General features: G+C 71.7%; 13 protein-coding genes and 1 riboswitch. Of the genes, 9 read left to right on the top strand and 4 right to left on the bottom strand.

Annotation, left to right across the window (positions count from 1 at the left end; translation table 11 throughout):
- Nucleotides 1-92 precede the first annotated feature (92 nt).
- The gene (locus J5Y05_RS06605; protein WP_210869007.1) at nucleotides 93-2,054 is read left to right on the top strand and encodes a serine/threonine-protein kinase; all 1,962 of its coding nucleotides are present in this window, start codon (nucleotides 93-95) and stop codon (nucleotides 2,052-2,054) included.
- A gap of 135 nt (nucleotides 2,055-2,189) precedes the next feature.
- Here J5Y05_RS06605 and J5Y05_RS06600 read toward each other — a convergent pair whose 3' ends face one another.
- The gene (locus J5Y05_RS06600; protein ID WP_210869005.1) at nucleotides 2,190-2,957 is read right to left on the bottom strand and encodes an AraC family transcriptional regulator; all 768 of its coding nucleotides are present in this window, start codon (nucleotides 2,955-2,957) and stop codon (nucleotides 2,190-2,192) included.
- Nucleotides 2,958-3,043: 86 nt separating this feature from the next.
- Here J5Y05_RS06600 and J5Y05_RS06595 point away from each other — a divergent pair, with 86 nt between their 5' ends.
- The 7 genes from J5Y05_RS06595 (at nucleotide 3,044) to nrdF (ending at nucleotide 11,504) form a co-directional block, all read left to right on the top strand.
- Nucleotides 3,044-3,841 (top strand): sulfite exporter TauE/SafE family protein, encoded by a 798-nt coding sequence (locus tag J5Y05_RS06595; RefSeq protein ID WP_210869003.1) that lies wholly within the window; start codon nucleotides 3,044-3,046, stop codon nucleotides 3,839-3,841.
- A 646-nt stretch (nucleotides 3,842-4,487) separates the two neighbouring features.
- Entirely contained in the window at nucleotides 4,488-5,234 is a 747-nt protein-coding gene (locus J5Y05_RS06590) for an IPT/TIG domain-containing protein (protein ID WP_210869001.1), read from the top strand.
- Nucleotides 5,235-5,441: 207 nt separating this feature from the next.
- The gene (locus tag J5Y05_RS06585) at nucleotides 5,442-6,458 is read left to right on the top strand and encodes an IPT/TIG domain-containing protein (protein WP_210868999.1); all 1,017 of its coding nucleotides are present in this window, start codon (nucleotides 5,442-5,444) and stop codon (nucleotides 6,456-6,458) included.
- Nucleotides 6,459-6,661: 203 nt separating this feature from the next.
- Nucleotides 6,662-7,171 (top strand): Ig-like domain-containing protein, encoded by a 510-nt coding sequence (locus J5Y05_RS06580; protein ID WP_210869764.1) that lies wholly within the window; start codon nucleotides 6,662-6,664, stop codon nucleotides 7,169-7,171.
- Nucleotides 7,172-7,454: 283 nt separating this feature from the next.
- Nucleotides 7,455-7,674, top strand: a riboswitch (cobalamin riboswitch).
- 175 nt (nucleotides 7,675-7,849) lie between these two features.
- Nucleotides 7,850-8,284, top strand: coding sequence for a class Ib ribonucleoside-diphosphate reductase assembly flavoprotein NrdI (gene nrdI, locus J5Y05_RS06575; protein ID WP_210868997.1), 435 nt, complete (start codon nucleotides 7,850-7,852; stop codon nucleotides 8,282-8,284).
- Entirely contained in the window at nucleotides 8,239-10,446 is a 2,208-nt protein-coding gene (gene nrdE / locus J5Y05_RS06570; RefSeq protein WP_443742823.1) for a class 1b ribonucleoside-diphosphate reductase subunit alpha, read from the top strand. Before nrdI ends, nrdE begins: the two co-directional genes overlap by 46 nt.
- Nucleotides 10,447-10,481: 35 nt before the next feature.
- Nucleotides 10,482-11,504 (top strand): class 1b ribonucleoside-diphosphate reductase subunit beta, encoded by a 1,023-nt coding sequence (gene nrdF / locus J5Y05_RS06565; protein ID WP_210868995.1) that lies wholly within the window; start codon nucleotides 10,482-10,484, stop codon nucleotides 11,502-11,504.
- 61 nt (nucleotides 11,505-11,565) lie between these two features.
- Here the strand turns inward: nrdF and J5Y05_RS06560 are convergent, their stop codons facing one another.
- Genes J5Y05_RS06560 through J5Y05_RS06550 form a run of 3 tightly spaced genes read right to left on the bottom strand, consistent with a single transcriptional unit; the run spans nucleotide 11,566 to nucleotide 15,150 of the window.
- Nucleotides 11,566-12,702, bottom strand: coding sequence for a bifunctional 2-methylcitrate synthase/citrate synthase (locus J5Y05_RS06560; RefSeq protein ID WP_210868993.1), 1,137 nt, complete (start codon nucleotides 12,700-12,702; stop codon nucleotides 11,566-11,568).
- Nucleotides 12,703-12,721: 19 nt separating this feature from the next.
- Nucleotides 12,722-13,642 (bottom strand): methylisocitrate lyase, encoded by a 921-nt coding sequence (gene prpB / locus J5Y05_RS06555; protein ID WP_210868991.1) that lies wholly within the window; start codon nucleotides 13,640-13,642, stop codon nucleotides 12,722-12,724.
- A complete protein-coding gene (locus tag J5Y05_RS06550) occupies nucleotides 13,642-15,150 on the bottom strand; it encodes an MmgE/PrpD family protein (protein WP_210868989.1) in 1,509 nt (502 codons plus the stop codon). Before J5Y05_RS06550 ends, prpB begins: the two co-directional genes overlap by 1 nt.
- 290 nt (nucleotides 15,151-15,440) lie before the next feature.
- Here J5Y05_RS06550 and J5Y05_RS06545 point away from each other — a divergent pair, with 290 nt between their 5' ends.
- On the top strand, nucleotides 15,441-16,883 hold the full coding sequence (locus J5Y05_RS06545) for a short-chain fatty acyl-CoA regulator family protein (RefSeq protein WP_210868987.1): 1,443 nt from the start codon (nucleotides 15,441-15,443) through the stop codon (nucleotides 16,881-16,883).
- Nucleotides 16,884-16,900: the final 17 nt, after the last annotated feature.

Below are 16,900 nucleotides of genomic sequence, written 5' to 3'. Positions count from 1 at the left end.
AGCCGGTGTCACCGGTCTGTCCGGCATGACACCGCAATGGCCGAGGGTGCGTCTAGTGTGGCTTTCCGTAGCGAAAATGTATGGGGGAGCACATGCGCAGCGAGGGTACGGCGGGCCGGGGCGACGGGCCGGACATGGTGATCGCGGGACGTTACAGACTGCAACGCCAGCTCGGGCGGGGCGGCATGGGCGTCGTCTGGGAGGCCCTCGACACGAGCCTGGACCGGAAGGTGGCCGTGAAGGGCCTGCTGTACCCGGGCGCCGCGGACCCCGAGGCGCAGGCGAAGTGGGTGCAGAGGGCTCGCCGCGAGGCACAGGCCATCGCCCGGATCGGGCATCAGAACGTCGTCGCCGTGCACGATGTCATCGAGGACGGCAATCAGGTCTGGATCGTGATGGAGTTGCTCAACTCCCGCTCGCTGGCCGACCTGTTGCGCGAGCAGCGGCAGTTGTCCGTGCCGCACGCGGCGCGGATCGGCCTCCAGGTGCTGCGCGGGCTGGCCGCCGTGCACGAGTCCGGCGTCCTGCACCGCGACGTGAAGCCCCACAACATCCTGTTCCGCCCGGACGGGCGGGCGCTTCTGATGGACTTCGGGATCGCCACCTTCGAGGGCGCCACGCAGGTCACCCGGTCCCACGAGATCATCGGCACACCGCAGTACCTGGCGCCGGAGCTGCTCAGCCACACGCCGGCCAACCCGCGTCCGGCGTCCGCCGCGTCCGACCTGTGGGCGCTCGGCGTCACGCTGTACGAGATGGTCGAGGGCCGGCGCCCCTTCGACGGGGCGACGAGCTTCGAGGTCTTCGTCGCCGTGCGGGAGGCGCCGGCGCCGCCCCTGAAGTACGCGGGGCCGCTCGGCGCGCTGATCGAGGCGCTCCTGCGGAAGGACCCGGGTCGGCGGCCCGACGCCGCCGAGGCGGACCGGATGCTCCAGGCCGTCACCGAGGACGCGGCCCTGGACACCCCGGCCGCGCGGCAGGCCGCGGTCTCCCCCGTCCCGAAGCCGGAGCCGGCGACGTCCGGGGCGCCCGGGACGGACGCAGGGCCCGCGGATGCCGGGGGCTCCGGTGAGGCGGCGGGGAGCGGGGCCCCGGCCGGGCCGGTGTCCGGCGGGGCGAGACGCGAGAGACGCGCCGGTCGCCGGGACCGCTGGAAGGTGCCGGTGGCCGTCCTCTGTACGGCGCTGCTCGCGGGCGCGGCGTGGTTCACCTGGGGGAACATGAACGACGGCTCCGATGCGGCGAGTTCGGGAAAGGGGGGCGTGGCGCGGGACAAGGACGGGGGCGCCGCGGCCGGCGGCGGTGACAGGGAACTGCGGATCGGCGTCAAGAAGGACCAGCCCGGACTGAGCGTGGCGGTCGACGGCACCTACCGCGGCTTCGAGGTCGACCTCGCCCGGGAGATCGGCCACGAGATGGGCTTCGAGGACGACCGGATCAGGTTCGTCGAGGTCAACTCGGAGAACCGCGGCGGCTTCCTGGAGACGGGCCGGGTCCACCTCGTGCTGGCCTCGTACAGCATCAGCGAGGAGCGCGAGAAGAAGGACGGGGTGCGGTTCGCCGGCCCCTACTACAGCGCGCTCAAGGGGCTGCTGGTCCGCAAGAACCGGCCGTTCAACGACCTCAGCGACCTGAAGCGGACGAGCTGGGCCGAGATCTGCACCGCCCGGAACTCGGTCTACGAACCGTGGATCGAGAAGCAGGGGCTCGGCGGCCAGATGACCCTCCGGGCGGGCTACGACGACTGCGTCAAGGCGTTGCTGGACCCGAACACCAACGTCTACGCGGTGGCCACCGACGACGTCATCGTCGCCGGGCTCGCCGCCAAGTACTCCGCGAAGACCAAGGCCCTGGAGAGCCTCGGCGGTTCGGAGGGCTACGGCGTGGCGATGAAGGCCGGCGACCGGGAGCTGCACGACAAGGTGTGCTCGGCCCTGTCCACCATCATGGCGAAGCCCTCCGGGCAGCCGTCACGCTGGGCCGGCATCTACGACCGCCACCTCAAGCCCCTGATGGGCGACTCCGGCCCGGAACCCGACCTCACCTCCTGCTGACCCCCGGCCCGTCAGGGCACCCGCCCCGGCCCCACCCGGTCCCCCTGCCGTCGCTCCAGGCGGCAGGGCCCGACCGGGCAGTGATCACCGCGACACCGGGCGGACTGCGCACGGCCGGGGTCGCGTGCGTCGACGTCACCGTGGGCCGGGCCGGAATCTGGTCGGTGGTGTGCCGAAGGCGCGGGTGAAGGCGGCGGTGAACGCCGCGGGGGAGGCGTAGCGCAGGCGGCCGGAGACCTCGGTGACGGAGGCCGATCGCAGCATGGGGACGGCCGCCAGCAGCCGCGCCCGCGCCCGCCAGCTTGCCGGGCTCTGCCCCGTCTCCCTGCGAAAACGCCGGGTGAAGGCGCGTTCGCTCATGGCCGTCCGTGCGGCCCAGGCGGTGTTGGTGACGGTGACGTCGGGCGTCGCCAGGTAGGCGCGGCAGAGCGCCGCGAGGTCGTCGGAGGCCGGCAGGCCGATGTGGAACGGCAGTGGTGAGAGCGCCGCGATCTCGTGCATGAGCAGCGCCGCGATGTGTCCCGCACGCCCGGACAGGTCGTACTGGGGCTCGAACTCGACTGCGGCCAGGAGCAGTTCGCGCAGCAGCGGCGGTACGTCCACGACCGTGCAGGTGGCGGGCCACCACGGCACGGTCTTCGGCTCGATGTACAGGCTCCGCGTGCTCACCTGGAGCATCCGGACGCGGTGGCGGGTCGCGGCCGGGATCAGGAGCGCGCGCTCGGGCGGGACGGTCCACGATCCGTCGGCGGTGTCGACGACCATGACCCCGGTGGCGCCGTAGAGGAACTGCGCGCGCCGGTGCTCGTGCCAGTCCAGGAGCTGACCGGGCGCGTAGTCGGTGCCGATCGGCAGGACGGCCCGGTCCACGTGGTCCACGTCGTCGAGGGGGATGTTCTTCACCCCTCGCATGCTAGGGGCCGGAACTCGATGGAATGACGCCGACCATCGCATGCGGGAAGGGGCGCGGGGCTGGTGGGGTGGACTCCGTGGATCTCGCACTCTTGCTCGGTATCGGCGTCCTGACCGGAGTCACGACGGTGCTCTTCGGATTCGGCGGGGGGTTCGTCACCGTCCCGGTGGTCATGTGGGTGGACGCCGGCCTCGGTCCGGACGCGATGCGGGTGGCCACGGCCACCTCGGCGGTGGTCATGGTGGTGAACGCCGGCTTCGCCACGGCCGTCACCCCGCGGCACGTCCTCGACCGGCTGCGGGGAGGCGGTGGGCTGGTCCCGCTGCTGGCGGCCGGCGCCTCGGCCGGCGCGTTCGTCGCCCTGCGCGCGCCCTCCGGGCCGGTCAGGTGGGCGTTCGTCGGGTACGTCGCCGTCACCCTCGCCGACCTGCTCCTGCGCCCGGGGTTCCTGCGCCCCCGCGCCGAGACGACGGCCGGCGGGCCGAAGCCGCTGCCGGCCTGGGTGGGGCCGCCGATCGGCGCGGTGGCCGCCTTCCTCGGCGTGGGCGGGAGCGTGCTGACGGTTCCGGCGATGAGGCGGGCCGGGCACACCATGCGGGTGGCGACGGTCCTGGCCAACCCGCTCACCCTGGCGATCGCGCTGCCGGCCACCGTGGTCTCCCTGGGCGGTTCCGCGGCTCCCGTCACCGCGCACCTCCCGGCGCACCTGGTCGGCACCGTCGACCTCCGCGCCGCCGCGCTCCTGCTGCTCGGCGCGCTGCCCGTGATCGCCGTACTGCGCCGCCGGCCACCGCGGATCGCCGACCGCACCCACGCCTGGGCCTACGCGGCGCTGCTCGCGGCCGTCATCATGGCGATGGCGCTGTCCGGCTGACTGGACGTGGCCCGAGGTGGGGCCCGCGCGCCGTGACCGTCGCCCGGCGGCATCGTGAGCCGGGTTCACCACCCCGGGCTACTCCATTCAGGTGACCCAGAATTCTGGGACTTGAGGCGGATGCCGAGACCCTGAGTTACTGGACATATCCAATCAATGGGCAGCCCGTTCCGTTCGGGGTGCGTGGTATCGGTGTGCACTGCCGGCCTTCACACGTGGGGAGGGCGCAGACAGCCGCGATCACGATGGGCATCCCCGAGGGGTTGGATGGCCGGCCGGTGCCACTTGTGGCGCCGGCCGGTCTCTTTACGCGCCGGGCGAAGACCGTGAGCGCACGCCGGTGGTACGCGGCCACCCCGGTACACACCTTGCCTTCCGAAGGATGCGGCGGACGTCTTGTCAGAACCGCCGTGTCATGGGCTACTTGAAGCAGCGAACCGGTGGGCCGCCCATCCCATGACCGGGGATCACGGCAAAGGGCGGCGTCTGCCGGTTCTTCTTCTGTGCGCCCAGGAGTGAACTCCTTCGGCACGCGGCACGGTCGAGCCGCCTCTCCTTCCGCGAGGGTCCTCCTCGAAGGCCCGCCCGGCGTACTCCCGGTTCCGCCATGTCCCCTGTCTCCCTCCTGTCAGCGAGGAGTCTCTCCATGCCCATCTCTCCGAACCAGGGTTCCACCGGCGGTGGCACGCTGGTGACCATCACCGGCACGAACCTGACCGGCACGACCGCCGTCACCTTCGGCACCAAGCCGGCGAGCAACGTCACCAACGTCTCACCGACCCAGGTCACCGCCGTCTCCCCCTCGGGCACCGGCACCGTCGGGGTCACGGTGACCACGGCGGGCGGGACGAGCAACCCGGTTCCGTTCTTCTACGTCGGAGCCCCGTTCAAGTCGTCGCTCGCGCCGACCTCCGGTCCTCTGGCGGGCGGGAACACGGTCACCATCAACGGTGTCGGGCTGGCCACGGCCACCAGCGTGTCCTTCGGCGCCAACACCGCCACGCCGACGGTCGTCTCCGACACCCAGCTCACCGTCGCCGTCCCGGCGGGCGCGGCGGCGGGCCCCGTCGGGGTGAGCGTGACCACCGCGGGCGGGACCAACAACGGCCTGTCCTACACCTACGTGGACGTGCCCACCGTCACCTCCGTCACCCCCTCCTCCGGGCCGGCGTCGGGCGGTACCGGTGTCACCATCATCGGCACCAACCTCGACACCACCGAATCGGTCACCTTCGACGGCACCCCGGCACCGTTCTCCGTGGTGAACACCACCACGCTCTCGGCGGTGACCCCGCCCGGCACCCCCGGCGCGGTCGACGTGGTGGTGACCAACGCGGCCGGCTCCGACACGGCCACCGGCGCCTTCACCTACGTCGCCGCCCCCGGCATCTGATCCGCACCCGCTGCCGCCCGGTGTCCGCCGGGCGGCAGCCCTGCCTCGACCACCGCTCTTCGAGCGACGGTTCCCGCCCTGCCCGCCGCCCGGCCACGAGATCCGCAGCCGGCGGACGGCCCTGGGCCACGGTGACTCCCCCGGCCCGGTCGGCGCCGGTGCCGGCGTCGGAGCGGGCTTCGCCCAGGCTGCCCAAGGAGCAACCTCATGCCGCCCACGATCAGCAGCATCAACCCCACGCAGGGGCCCACCACCGGGGGCACCACCGTCACCCTGACCGGTACCGGGATGACGGGGTCCACCGCCGTACGGTTCGGCAGCACCAACGCCACCTCCTTCACCGTCAACTCGGCCACCCAGATCACCGCCGTGAGCCCCCCGCACGCCGCGGGCGCGGCAGCGGTGACCATCGTCCATCCCACCGGCAACAGCAACTCGGTGACGTTCACCTACGTGGTGGCGCAGGTGCCGGTGGTCACGGCGGTGACGCCCACCAGCGGCCCGACGGCGGGCGGCACCGGGGTCGTCCTCACGGGTTCCGGGTTCACCGGGGCCACGGCGGTCGCCTTCGGCGGAGTCCCGGCGGCGTCGTTCCTGGTGAACTCGGCCACCCAGATCACCGCCGTGACACCCGCCGGCGCTCCCGGGGCCGCCGTGGTGACGGTGACGGCACCGGGCGGCACCAGCGCCCCCGACGCCTTCTTCTTCTACGCCGCGCCTCCCGTGCTCACCGCCATCAGCCCGGCCCAGGGCCCGGCCGCCGGTGGCACGGTGGTCGCCCTGACCGGGAGCGACCTGCTCAACGCCACCGCCGTCCGGTTCGGTTCCACCGACGCCACCTCCTTCACCGTGGTCTCGGCAACCCAGATCACCGCCACCGCCCCGCCGGGTACGGGCAGTTCACCGGTCACGGTGATCACCCCGGGCGGTACGAGCAACCCCGTCGCCTTCGGCTACGTCGCCGCGCCCACGCTGACGGCGCTGGTGCCCAGCAGCGGCCCGACGGCCGCGGGCACGGTGGTCACCCTCATCGGCACGCATCTGGCCTCCGCCTCGGCCGTCACCTTCGGCGGCACGGCCGCCTCGTTCACCGTCGTGTCGGACACGCAGATCACCGCGGTCGCCCCCGCGGGCCCTGCGGGGCCGGTCACGGTGACCGTCACCACCGCGGGCGGCACGAGCCCCGGGGCGGTCTACACCCGGGTCGCCGCCCCCGGCATCTGACCCCGGCGGCGGGAAGCGACCGCCCCGTACACCCCGTGGCCTGTCCCCCACTCAGTCGGCCGACGACCGGTCCGGGCCGCTGATCCAGCCAGGTTACTTGTGGGCGCCGCGTCCCTGGAGGGCCGGGGAGCCCGCCATAGCGTGAAGCTCCGCCCGCGCCCCCGCGGGCGCGTCGACAGAAGCAAGGAGCCGAACAGGTGAGCATGAAACCCCGCAGAGCGCGACTGGTCGTCGCCACAGCCCTGGCCGCCGTCGTGGGACTGGCCTCGCCCGCATGGGCCGTACCGTCGAGCACCACGGTGACGGCCACTCCCCCGTCGGCCGAGGTCGACACGCCGGTGCAGCTCGCGGCCACCGTCGACTGTCCCGCCGACCCCACCGGCGGCCTCGGCGTCACGTTCTTCGACGGCAGCGACCTGCTCGACACCGTGCCGGTGAACGCCAACGGCCAGGCGTCCTACACCGCCACCTTCACCACGACCGGCACCCACACCATCACCGCCGCCTACAACGGCAACGCCGACTGCGACGCCTCCAACAACACCACGACCGTCCAGGTCACGGCGGCTCCTCCCACTCCCCCCACCCCGTCCCCCGGTTTCTGCTTCCTCGTCTGCGGCGGACTGTTCGGCTTCAACGTCGGCGACATCAACAACAACATCAACACCTCCACCAACACCTACAACTTCCACAACGGGTGGCACCGGCGCTGATCTCCTGAGCCGGGAGATCGTACGAGCGGCCAGCCAGGGAGACGGCGGTCTCGGCACCAGTGCGCCGGGGCCGCCCGTCATGTGCCGTGACCGGGGGGTGCGGGCCGCGGGGCGGGCTCCCGCCCGCCGGTGGCCGGCCGGACGCGCGGGCCGGGCCACGGGTCTTCCCGCGGACATGATCCACGCCATGTGCGGAGGGAGATCCGCGGCAGGACTTAGGTATACCTAAGTTTTTCTTGCGACACAACATGTGGGTGGTGCACGTCCATCGAGATCCAGATGTAGTGTTGGCCGTGCTGGTGGTTCGCCGGATGCCTCTGTGTCCGGCGTCGCAAGAGGGAACCCGGTGGGAATCCGGGACTGCCCCGCAGCGGTGAGCGGGAACGACCGCCGTCACACGCACTGGGCCCACGACGGGCCTGGGAAGCGACGGCCGGTAGGAGCCTCGTACGACACGAGGCACGCCCGCGAGTCCGAAGACCTGCCACCGGTGCGCACACCGGACCGCGGTGCGCGCGCTCCGAGGCCCCGAGGGAGGGCCAGGTGGCAGACGCACGGCCCCGGGTGCGGCGTATCGGTTTTCTCCGCGCCGCCGGGTCTCCCGCCGCGCGCGTCCCGCCGCTCCTCCCCTCCCGGTCCTCGGACGGAGACGGGAACGAGCGAGAGGAGGGGCGACCGGTGAGCGGTCTCGTCTATTTCTCCAGCGTCTCGGAGAACACCGAGCGCTTCGTACGGAGGCTGGGCCTGCCGGCCACGCGCATCCCCCTGCGCCCGCACCGCGACGGCATGCCGCGGGCGACCGAGCCGTACGTGCTGATCACCCCGACCTACGGCGGCGGCGAACGCGCCGGCGCGGTACCCAAGCAGGTGATCCGCTTCCTGAACGTCGAGGCCAACCGCGCCCTGCTGCGCGGGGTCATCGCCTCCGGCAACACCAACTTCGGCGCGGACTACTGCCTGGCCGGCCGGGTCATCGCGGCGAAGTGCCGGGTCCCGGAGCTGTACCGATTCGAACTGCTGGGCACGGACCGCGACGTCCGTGCCGTGAGGGAAGGACTGCAGAGGTTTTGGACACGACACTCATCGACGGCGACGGGACGACCGGCGGCATGAACACCCTCGTCAGCGCGGCCACGGAGGCCGCCCCGCGCGAGTCGGTCGGCACGCGCAAGGACTACCACGCCCTGAACGCCCTGCTGAACATGTACGACTGCGACGGCCGCATCCAGTTCGACAAGGACCGCGAGGCCGTCCGCCAGTTCTTCCTCCAGCACGTCAACCCGAACACGGTGGTGTTCGGTTCGCTGAAGGAGAAGGTCGACCACCTGATCGAGAACGACTACTACGAGGAGGAGCCGATCCGGCGCTACGACTGGGAGTTCGTCGAAGCGCTGTACCGTCAGGCGTACGCCCACGAGCACCGCTTCCGCACCTTCCTGGGCGCGTTCAAGTACTACACGTCGTACACCCTCAAGACCTTCGACGGCTCCCGCTACCTGGAGCGGTACGAGGACCGGGTGGTCGCCACCGCGCTCCTGCTCGGCGCGGGCGACGAGGCGCTGGCCTCCCGGCTGGTGGACGAGATGATGACCGGCCGCTTCCAGCCCGCGACCCCCACCTTCCTCAACGCGGGCAAGGCCCAGCGCGGCGAACTGGTCTCCTGCTTCCTGCTGCGCGTCGAGGACAACCTGGAGTCCATCGGCCGCGGCGTCAACTCCGCGCTCCAGCTCTCCAAGCGCGGCGGCGGCGTCGCGCTGCTGCTGACCAACCTGCGCGAACAGGGCGCCCCCATCAAGAAGATCCGGAACCAGTCCTCCGGGGTGGTGCCCGTGATGAAGCTGCTGGAGGACTCCTTCTCCTACGCCAACCAGCTCGGCGCGCGGCAGGGCGCGGGCGCGGTCTACCTGCACGCGCACCACCCGGACATCATGCGGTTCCTGGACACCAAGCGGGAGAACGCCGACGAGAAGATCCGCATCAAGACGCTCTCCCTCGGCGTCGTCGTCCCCGACGTCACCTTCGAACTCGCCAAGCGCGACGAGGACATGCACCTGTTCTCGCCGTACGACGTGGAGCGCGAGTACGGCAGGCCGCTCGCCGACCTGTCCGTCAGCGAGCACTACGACGACCTGGTCGCCAACCCGCGCGTCCGCAAGACCACGCTGAGCGCCCGGGAGTTCTTCAAGACGGTCGCGGAGCTGCAGTTCGAGTCGGGGTACCCGTACCTGCTGTTCGAGGACACCGTGAACCGGGCCAACCCGATCCCCGGCTGGATCAACATGTCCAACCTGTGCTCGGAGATCCTCCAGGTGAACACGGCGAGCACGTACGACGCGGCACTCGGCTACGAGACGGTCGGCAAGGACATCTCCTGCAACCTCGGCTCCCTCAACATCGCCGCCGCGATGGCCTCCCCGAACCTCGGCGCGACCGTCGAGACCGCGGTCCGCGGACTGACCTCCGTCTCCGACCAGTCGGACATCGACGCCGTGCCCTCCGTGGCCCACGGCAACCGGCTGTCGCACTCCATCGGCCTCGGCCAGATGAACCTGCACGGCTACCTCGCCTCGCGGCGCGTCCACTACGGCAGCGAGGAGGGCGTGGACTTCACGAACATGTACTTCCACGCCGTCGCCTACCACGCGGTGCGCGCCTCCAACCGGATCGCCATCGAGCGCGGCACGGCCTTCGACGGCTTCGAGAAGTCGGCGTACGCGGACGGCTCGTACTTCGACAAGTACACCGAGCGGGCGTGGGAGCCGGCCACCGAGCGGGTGCGGGAGCTGTTCGCGGAGGCGGGGATCGTCCTGCCCACCCAGGCCGACTGGCGTGAGCTGAAGCGGTCCGTGCGGGAGCACGGCATCTACAACCAGTACCTCCAGGCGGTGCCGCCCACCGGGTCCATCAGCTACATCAACGACGCCACCGCCTCCCTCCACCCCGTCGCCGCCAAGGTGGAGATCCGCAAGGAGGGCAGGCTCGGCCGCGTCTACTACCCGGCGCCGCACATGGACGACGACAACCTGGAGTACTTCCGGGACGCGTACGAGATCGGCTACGAGAAGATCATCGACACGTACGCCGCGGCCACCCAGCACGTCGACCAGGGGCTGAGCTGCACGCTCTTCTTCCGTGACACCGCCACCACCCGTGACCTGAACAAGGCGCAGATCCACGCGTGGCGCAAGGGCATCAAGACCCTCTACTACATCCGCCTGCGCCAAGAGGCCCTGGAGGGCACCGAGATAGAGAACTGCCTCTCGTGCGCCCTGTGAAGCCGACCGCCCCCGACCCCCTGGAACCACGCGCCATGACCACCGCCCCCGCCCCGCTGACCGAGGTCTCGGTCACGCCCCCGTCCTTCCGCCACGACCCGGCCGCCCGGCTGCGGCCGGTGAACTGGAACCGGGTCACCGACGAGAAGGACCTGGAGGTGTGGAACCGCCTCACCGCCAACTTCTGGCTGCCCGAGAAGGTGCCGCTCTCCAACGACGTGAACGCCTGGCAGCAGCGGCTGTCCGCCGGGGAACGCACGCTCACCATGCGGGTGTTCACGGGTCTGACGATGCTCGACACCGTGCAGGCCACGGTCGGGGAGATCGTGCAGATCCAGGACGCGCGCACCGAGCACGAGGAGGCCGTCTACACCAACATCGCCTTCATGCAGGCCGTCCACGCCCGCAGCTACTCCTCGGTCTTCTCCACGCTCTCCACCACCCCGGAGATCGACGACGCCTACCGCTGGGCCGTCGGCAACGACGTCCTCCAGGAACGGTGCAAGACCGTCCTGCGCCACTACTACGGCGACGACCCGCTGAAGCGGAAGGTCGCCTCCACGCTGCTGTCCTCCCTGCTGCTCTACGCGGGTTTCTACCTCCCGCTGCACTTCTCCACCCACGCCCTGCTCACCAACACCGCCGACATGATCCGCCTGATCCTGCGCGACAAGGCCGTGCACGGCTACTACTCCGGCTACAAGTACCAGCGCGGCCTGGAGCGGCGCACGCCCGCGGAGCGGGAGGAGATGCGGGAGTTCACGTACGGCCTGCTGGAGGAGTTGTACCGCCTGGAACTGCGGTACTCGGGCGAGCTGTACGAGCCGCTCGGGCTCATGGACGACGTGGCGGTCTTCGTCCGGTACAACGCGAACAAGGCGCTGATGAACCTCGGTTACGCGGCGCGCTTCGGCGCGGAGGAGACCGAGGTCAACCCGGAGATCCTGGCGGCGCTGTCGCCGGGGGCGGACGAGAACCACGACTTCTTCTCCGGGTCCGGTTCCTCCTACGTCATGGGCAAGGCCGAGGACACCTCCGACGACGACTGGGACTTCTGAGGGCGGGGACGGCGGAGGTGCCGTACGGCCGGCGGCCGTTCGGCACCTCCCCGGTCCGGGCTCACGCGGCTCCCGGCACCGCCCGCTGGTCCCGTCCGTCGTAGGAGGCCAGCGGGCGGATCAGCGCGTTGTGGGCGAGTTGCTCGGTGATGTGCGCGGTCCAGCCGGTGATCCGGCTCATCACGAAGATCGGCGTGAAGACCGGGATGTCGAAGCCCATCAGGTGGTAGGCGAGCCCGGCCGGGTAGTCCAGGTTCGGGTGGATGCCCTTGCGGTTGGCCATGGCGTGCCGCAGGGCCGCGTGCAGGGTGGCCAGCCGGGTCACCTCGGGGTCGGCTGCGCGTGCCACCAGCCGGTCGAGGGCGTCCTGCATGATCGGGACGCGGGAGTCGCCGTGCTTGTACACGCGGTGGCCGAAGCCCATGATCTTCCGCTTGGCCGCCAGCGCCTCGTCCAGCCACGCCTCGGCCCGGCGCGGGTCGCCGATCTCCAGCAGCATGTGCATCACGGCCTCGTTGGCGCCGCCGTGCAGCGGACCCTTGAGCGCGCCGACGGCCGCGGTGACGGCGCTGTAGAGGTCGGAGAGGGTGGAGGTGACCACGCGGGCGGTGAACGTCGAGGCGTTGAAGCTGTGTTCGGCGTAGAGGGTGAGGGAGATCTCGAAGCAGCGGACCACGTCGGGGTCGGGCACGTTGCCGAAGCACATGTGGAAGAAGTTCTCCGCGTACCCGAGGCCGGGGTCGGGCGGGATCGGGGCGAGGCCCCGGCGGCGTCGCTGTTCGGCGGCGACCACGGTCGGCAGCTTGGCCAGCAGGGTCAGGGACTTGGCGCGGTTGGCGGCGGGGCTGCCGTCGTCCTCGGTGGGGTCCTCGGCGCCGAAGAAGCTGACGGCCGTGCGCAGGACGTCCATCGGGTGGCAGGTCTCGGGCAGCCTGGCGAGCAGTTCCAGCGTGGTGCGGTCCAGCGGGCGCAGGGCGCGTTCGCGGGCTTGGAAGTCGCGGAGCTGTCCCTCGTCGGGGAGTTCGCCGAACCAGAGGAGGTGGGCGACCTCCTCGAAGGAGCGGCGGGCGGCCAGGTCCTGCACCGGGTAGCCGCGGTAGGTCAGGGAGTTGGTCTCCTGGATGACGGTGGAGATCTCGGTGGTGTCGACGACGACACCGGCGAGGCCGCGGTGGATCTCGGGTGCGGTGGCGCTCATGGGTTCCTGCCTTCGTGGGTCAGGTGCCGGGTCGGTTGCCGGGCGGGAGGGTGAAGTCGAAGACGGCCGAGTCGAAGGCCGAGTACGCCTCGTAGTCGAGGAGTTCGTAGAGGCGGGAGCGGGTCTGCATGCGGGGCAGCAGGGACTCCTGGGTGCCCTCCGCGGCGATCGCGCGCAGTCCGTCCTCGACCGCGCCCATGGCGAGGCGCAGCAGCGTCACCGGGTAGAGGGCGATGTCGTAGCCGAGGTTCTCCAGGGTGGCCGCGTCGAGGAGGGGGGTCTTGCCGAACTCGGTGAGGTTCGCCAGCAGCGGCACGTCCACCGCCTGTCGGAACGCCTCGTACTCGGAGACGTCCGTGAGGGCTTCGGGGAAGATCGCGTCGGCGCCGGCGTCGACGTACGCCTTCGCCCGCGCGATGGCCGCGTCCAGGCCCTCCACCGAGCGGGCGTCGGTGCGTGCCATCAGCAGGAAGTCCGGGTCCCGGCGCGCGTCGACGGCGCCCCTGATCCGGCGGGCCATCTCCTCGCGGGGCGTGATGGTCTTGCCGTCCAGGTGGCCGCAGCGCTTGGGGTTGACCTGGTCCTCCAGGTGCAGTCCCGCCAGGCCCGCGTCCTCCATGAGCTGCACGGTGCGGGCCGCGTTCATCGGTTCGCCGAAGCCGGTGTCGGCGTCGATGAGGACGGGCAGGTCGGTGACCCGGGTCGTCTGCTGGGCGCGGGCCGCGATCTCGGTGGAGGTGGTCAGGCCGATGTCGGGCAGGCCCAGGTCGGCGGCGAGGACCGCGCCGGAGAGGTAGACGGCCTCGAAACCGGTGTCCTGGATCAGCCGGGCCGACAGCGGATTGACCGCGCCGGGCATGCGCAGCAGCCGCCCGGAGCCCAGGCGCTCGCGGAAGGCCCGGCGGCGTTCGGCGGGTGTGGTCCGCGTGTGCAGCACCATCAGAACAGCCCCTTCGGCAGGGTCGCGTCGTAGGCGGCGACGGCGTCCGTGTCGACGGCCGGGAAGAGCCCGTCCAGATCGGCCGCCGGCAGTTCGGCGAGGCGGGCTGCGGTGTCCAGGAACGCGTCCTGCGCGGGCCCGGTGACGATGCCCTCGGCGAGCGCGCGGAACTTGCCGACGTACCCGGGCCGCTCGAAGGGGCGGGCGCCGGCCGGGTGGGCGTCGGCGACGGCGAGTTCGTCCTCGATGACCGAACCGTCGTCCAGCGTGATCACCGCGCGTCCGCCGAAGGCCCGGCGGTCCGGGTCGGGGTCGTGGTAGCGGCGCGTCCACTCCGGGTCCTCGACCGTGGTGATCTTCTGCCACAGCTCGACCGTCCCGGGGCGGGCGGCGCGCTCGGGGGCGTAGGAGCGCTCGTGGTGCCAGCTCCCGTCCTCCAGGGCGACGGCGAGGATGTACGGCACCGAGTGGTCGAGGGTCTCCCGGCTCGCGGCCGGGTCGTACTTCTGCGGATCGTTGGCGCCGGAGCCGATCACGTGGTGGGTGTGGTGGCTGGTGTGCAGGACGATCGAGCGCACGTTCCGCAGCGGTCCGGTCTTCTCCCGCAGCTTCCGGGCCAGGTCGATGACCGCCTGGGCCTGGTACTCGGCGGAGTGCTCCTTGGTGTACGTGTCGAGGATCGCGCGGCGCGGCTCGCCGGGCTCGGGCAGCCGGACCGTGTACTCCGACTCCGGTCCGTCCAGCATCCAGGCCAGGAAGCCGTCCTCGCCCTCGTAGATCGGCGAGGGGGAGGTCTCGCCGCGCATCGCCCGGTCGACGGCCTCGATGGCGGCCTTGCCGGCGAAGGCGGGCGCGAACGCCTTCCAACTGGAGATCTCGCCCTTGCGGGACTGCCGGGTCGCGGTGGTGGTGTGCACGGCCTGCTGGACGGCCTGGTACACCGTCTCGGTCGGCAGCCGCAGCAGGGCGCCCAGGCCGCCCGCGGTGGCGGCGCTGAGGTGCGCCACGTGGTCGATGCGGTGCGCGTGCAGGCAGATCCCCTTCACCAGGGCGACGTGGATCTCGTACGCGGCGACGACCCCGCGCAGCAGGTCGGCGCCGGTGCGGCCGGTGTGCTGGGCGACGGCGAGCAGCGGGGGGATGTTGTCGCCGGGGTGGGAGTAGTCGGCGGCGAGGTAGGTGTCGTGGAAGTCCAGCTCGCGCACGGCGGTGCCGTTCGCCCAGGCGGCCCACTCGGGCGAGACCCGGACGCGGCTGCCGAAGACGCGGGCGCCGGGCTCGGCGGCGCCGTGGGCGGTGGCCTGCGCGCGGGCCACGGCGACCGGACGGCGCAGCAGGGAGGCGACGGCGACCGAGGCGTTGTCGATCACTCGGTTGACGGCCATGGCGGCGCTGTCGGCGTCCGGTTCCTCGGTGCCGGTGGCCACGGCCGCCAGTTTCCAGGCGAGCTGTTCCTCGCGCGGAAGCCGGTCGGCGCTGGGGTGGACACGGACGGGGTGCTCGATCACGGGACTCCTCGCGGATGGACGGACGGGGGGATGGGCGGATGGGCGGATGGGCGGTCGGTCCGGTGGGCCCGGACGGTGCGTACGGTGCGTACGGCCCGGTCGGCCCGGTCGGTGCCTACGTGATCGACAGTGCCCGTTCCGCGGCCTCGCGGACACTCCTCCAATCTGCGGATTTCCGCCCTCCCGGAGCTGCGAATCTGCGAATTCTGCGAAGGTCGCGGATGCTATGTTCGCAACCAGGCCCCGCGGAATGTCCCCCCGCTTCCCGGCTTGCGACAAGGAGGTGCGCCGTGGCCCGAGGAGCGGCCGACCGCAAGATCTACGCCCACGCCAAGCTCCGCCGGCTGCGCCGTGAGCACGGCATGAACCAGGTCGACATGGCCCGCGCCCTCTCCATCTCCACCAGCTACGCCAACCAGATCGAGCAGAGCCGGCGCCCGCTGACCGCGTCCGTGCTGCTGCGGATCGCGGAGGTCTTCGGGGTGGACGCGGAGTTCTTCTCCGACGCCGACGAGGACCGGCTCGCCACCGATCTGCGGGCGGCGCTCGCGGACGAGGCGTGCGGGGGGCCGCTGCCCGCCGCCGAGGAGGTCGCCGAGGCCGCCCGTGACCACCCCGACGTGGCCCGCGCCCTGGTCGCCCTGCACCGCCGCTACCGCGACACGGCCGAACAGGCCGCCGCGCTCGGCGCTCCCGGGGCGGTGGGCGGCCTGCTGCCTCCCGCCGAGCCGCACGACGAGGTGCGGGACTTCTTCTACACCCACCACAACCACTTCGAACCACTCGACGCCGAGGCCGAGCGGACCGCCGACGCCCTGGATCTGCGTCCGGGCAAGGCGGCCGACCCCCTCACGGCGCTCCTCGCCGAGCGCCACCACGTCCGCGTCGTCCAGGCCGCCGCGGGCCGGACCGGCGACTCGCGGCGCTTCGCCCCCGAGACCGGGCTCCTGTTCCTCTCCCCCTGGCTCAGCGACGGCCAGCGCGCCTTCCAGCTCGCCACCCAGCTCGCCCTGCTGGAGCACGGCCCGCTCCTCGGCCAACTGGCGGACAGCGCCGCGGGGCTGACCTCGCCGGAGTCCACGGCACTGGCCCGGATCGGCCTGGCGAACTACTTCGCGGGCGCGCTCCTCATGCCGTACACCGCCTTCCACGCGGTGGCCGAGGAGGTGCGCTACGACATCGAACTGCTCTCCGCCCGCTTCGGCGTCGGCTTCGAGACCGTCTGCCACCGCCTCAGCACCCTCCAGCGCACCGGACGGCGGGGCGTGCCCTTCTCCTTCCTGCGCGTCGACCGGGCCGGCAACATCTCCAAGCGGCAGTCTGCCACCGACTTCCACTTCTCCCGGCTCGGCGGCACCTGCCCGCTGTGGACGGTGTACGAGGCGTTCTCCGCGCCCGGCAGAATCCTCACCCAGGTCGCCGAGATGCCGGACGGCAAACGGTACTTCTGGATCGCCCGCACCATCACCCGCGGCGGCTTCGGCCATCACGCGCCGCGCGCCGAGTTCGCCGTCGCCCTCGGCTGCGAACTGCGCCACGCCCACCGGCTGGTCTACGCCGAGGGCGTGGCCCTGGACGACCCCCGGGCCGCCACGCCGATCGGACTCGGCTGCCGGATCTGCGAGCGCCGTGACTGCGCCCAGCGCGCCCGCCCCCCGGCGGGCGGACGCCTGGCCGTCGACCCCGACCGTCGGACCTACGTGCCGTATCCGGTGGAGAGCACCGGACGGTGACGGGCTCCGGACCTCGG

It is taken from the genome of Streptomyces tagetis (assembly GCF_018069565.1).
GTDB classification, from domain to species: domain Bacteria; phylum Actinomycetota; class Actinomycetes; order Streptomycetales; family Streptomycetaceae; genus Streptomyces; species Streptomyces tagetis.
The sequence above is the reverse complement of the archived record's forward strand: the minus strand, read 5'-3'. Positions and strand labels throughout refer to the sequence as shown.